Source organism: Micromonospora sp. KC606, from assembly GCF_004348675.1.
In the GTDB taxonomy this organism is placed as follows: Bacteria; Actinomycetota; Actinomycetes; order Mycobacteriales; family Micromonosporaceae; genus Micromonospora.
This window is the reverse complement of the sequence record NZ_SMKN01000360.1, coordinates 1-2,870: the sequence shown is the minus strand read 5'-3', so window position 1 is coordinate 2,870 and position 2,870 is coordinate 1. Positions and strand designations below refer to the sequence as shown.

3 protein-coding genes are annotated in these 2,870 nt (G+C 75.8%); all 3 read left to right on the top strand.

The window, feature by feature from the left end:
* The coding region (locus tag E1193_RS30900) for a TatD family hydrolase (protein ID WP_132186657.1) at positions 1–875 on the top strand (875 nt) is incomplete at its 5' end.
* A gap of 31 nt (positions 876–906) precedes the next feature.
* Positions 907–1,776 (top strand): 16S rRNA (adenine(1518)-N(6)/adenine(1519)-N(6))-dimethyltransferase RsmA, encoded by an 870-nt coding sequence (rsmA, locus tag E1193_RS30895; RefSeq protein WP_132186656.1) that lies wholly within the window; start codon positions 907–909, stop codon positions 1,774–1,776.
* A 134-nt stretch (positions 1,777–1,910) separates the two neighbouring features.
* Positions 1,911–2,867: a 4-(cytidine 5'-diphospho)-2-C-methyl-D-erythritol kinase gene (locus E1193_RS30890; protein WP_132186655.1), complete on the top strand. Its 957-nt coding sequence runs from the start codon at positions 1,911–1,913 to the stop codon at positions 2,865–2,867.
* Positions 2,868–2,870 lie beyond the last annotated feature (3 nt).

Here is a 2,870-nt window from a genome sequence, read left to right as displayed (position 1 = left end):
CCCCGGAGCCGTTGCCCCACCCCGTGCCGGACAGCCACACCCACCTGGACATCACGGTCAGCGAGGCCGGGGCGCCGCCGCGAGCGCCGCAGGCGAGCCAGAGCGGCGAGCCGCCCGGCCGCGACCACGACGGCCGCCCGGCCGACGACCCGGTCGCCGCCGCGATCGAGGTGGCCGCCGGCGTCGGTGTGGACCGGCTGGTCCAGGTCGGGGTCGACGTCGACTCCTCCCGCTGGGGTGCCGACGTCGCCGAGCGGTACCCGGCGGTGCTGGCCACCGTGGCGCTGCATCCGAACGAGGCGCCCCGCCTGGCCGACCTGGACGAGGCGCTGCGCCAGATCGAGGCGCTCGCCGCCCGCGACCGGGTGCGTGGAATCGGCGAGACCGGGATGGACTTCTTCCGCACCGGGGACGAGGGGCGGGCCGCGCAGGAGGAGAGCTTCCGCGCGCATGTCGCCATCGCCAAGCGGTACGGCAAGGCGCTGGTCATCCACGACCGGGACGCGCACGCCGACGTGCTGCGCGTCCTCGACGACGAGGGCGCCCCCGACACGGTGGTGTTGCACTGCTTCTCCGGTGACGCCGAGTTCGCCCGCGAGTGCGTCCGGCGAGGCTACCTGCTCAGCTTCGCCGGCACCGTCACCTTCGGCAGCGCCGGCGCGCTCCGCGAGGCCGCCGCGCTCACCCCGCTGGACCAGATCCTGGTGGAGACCGACGCGCCGTACCTGACTCCGATGCCGCACCGGGGCCGGCCCAACGCGTCGTACCTGATCCCGCTGACGGTCCGGTCCCTGGCCGTGACCACCGGGGCCGACCTGGACGAGCTGTGCGCGGCGATCTCCACTACCGGCGACCGGGTCTTCGGCCCGTGGTGAGCGGGCCCGAGCCCGTCGCTACGCTACGGGCGTGACCGGTCTCCTCGGCCCGGCGGAGATCCGGGAACTCGCCGCCCGGCTCGGGGTGCACCCGACGAAGAAGCTCGGCCAGAACTTCGTGCACGACCCGAACACGGTGCGCCGCATCGTCACCGCCGCCGGGCTCGCCCCGGACGACGTGGCGTTGGAGGTCGGCCCCGGTCTCGGCTCGCTCACCCTGGCCCTGCTGCCGGTGGCCGCGCACGTGCACGCCGTGGAGATCGACCCGGCGCTGGCCGGCGCGCTGCCGGAGACCGCCGCCCGGCACGTCGGCGCCGACGCCGCCCGGCTCACCGTGCACCGCGCCGACGCGCTGCGGGTCACCGCCGCCGAACTGGCCGACCCGGCGCCGACCGCGCTGGTGGCGAATCTGCCGTACAACGTCGCCGTGCCAGTGGTGCTGCACCTGCTCGCCGAGCTGCCCAGCCTCCGCCACGGCCTGGTGATGGTGCAGAAGGAGGTCGCCGACCGGCTCGTCGCCGGTCCCGGCTCCAAGGTGTACGGCATCCCGTCGGTGAAGCTCGCCTGGTACTCCCGCGTCCGCGCCGCCGGCCGGGTGCCACCGAACGTGTTCTGGCCGGTGCCGAACGTCGACTCCGGGCTGGTCGCCTTCACCCGCCGCGACCCGCCCCGCCCCGACGTCGCCCGGCAGGCTGTCTTCGCCGTGGTCGACGCCGCCTTCGCCCAACGCCGCAAGACGCTGCGCGCCGCCCTGGCCGGATGGGCCGGCGGCGCGGACCGGGCCGCCGCCGCGCTCACCGCCGCCGGGGTGGATCCTGGCGCGCGCGGGGAATCGCTCACCGTGGAGCAGTTCGCCGCGATCGCCGCGTCGGCTCCCACCCCCACCGACGCCGCGCAGTAGGCTGGCGCCGTCCCACCCACGCGTGTACGCGTACGACCGATCGACGGCGGGTGCGAGCCGGCCGTCGACTCCGCCGAGGAGCTGATCGTGGAGAAGCCGTTCGACATCCGCCTGCGTTCGCGGGATCTCACCCCGTGACCGAGGCCTGGCGACCGGACGACGAGGACGAGCAGCGGCGGCGGGGTGCCAGCGGGCCGGTCAAGGTCCGGGTGCCTGCCAAGGTCAACCTGCACCTCGGGGTGGGGCCGCTGCGCCGCGACGGCTACCACGAGCTGAACACCGTCTACCACGCGATCTCCATCTACGACGAGCTCACCGCCCGCCGGGGCGACACGCTCACCCTCACCATGGAGGGCGAGGGCGCCGGCGAGTTGGCCCTCGACGACACCAACCTGGTCATCCGGGCGGCCCACGCCCTCGCCGGGTACTCCGGCGTCATGCCCCACGCCCGGCTGCACCTGCGCAAGCAGATTCCGCTCGCCGGCGGGCTGGCCGGCGGCAGCGCGGACGCCGCCGCCGCCCTGGTCGCCTGCGATGCCCTCTGGGGCACCGGGCTGTCCCGGGACGAGCTGGCCGGCATCGCCGCCGACCTCGGGTCCGACGTGCCGTTTTTGATCCACGGCGGCACGGCTCTCGGCACCGGCCGGGGCGAGGCGGTCAGCCCGGTGCTGGCCCGCCCCACCTCCTGGCACTGGGTGGTGGCCATCGCCGACGGTGGCCTGTCCACCCCGGCCGCCTACCGGGAGCTGGACCGGCTCCGCGACGCCGGCACCGTCGGTGCGCCGCTGGGCAGCACCGACGGGCTGCTCGCGGCGCTGCGCCAGCGCGACCCCCGGGTGCTCGCCGCCAACCTCGGCAACGATCTGCAGGATGCCGCGCTGGCTATGCGCCCATCGCTCGCCGACACCCTGAAGGCCGGTGAGTCGGCCGGCGCGCTCGCCGGCATCGTCTCCGGGTCGGGGCCGACGTGCGTATTCCTCGCCGCCGACGCGGCCGACGCGGAGCGCGTCGCGGGCGGGCTGGCGGCGGCCGGGGTGTGCCGGCAGGTCCGCGTCGCCCACGGCCCGGTCCCCGGCGCCCGCGTCATCTGAAAC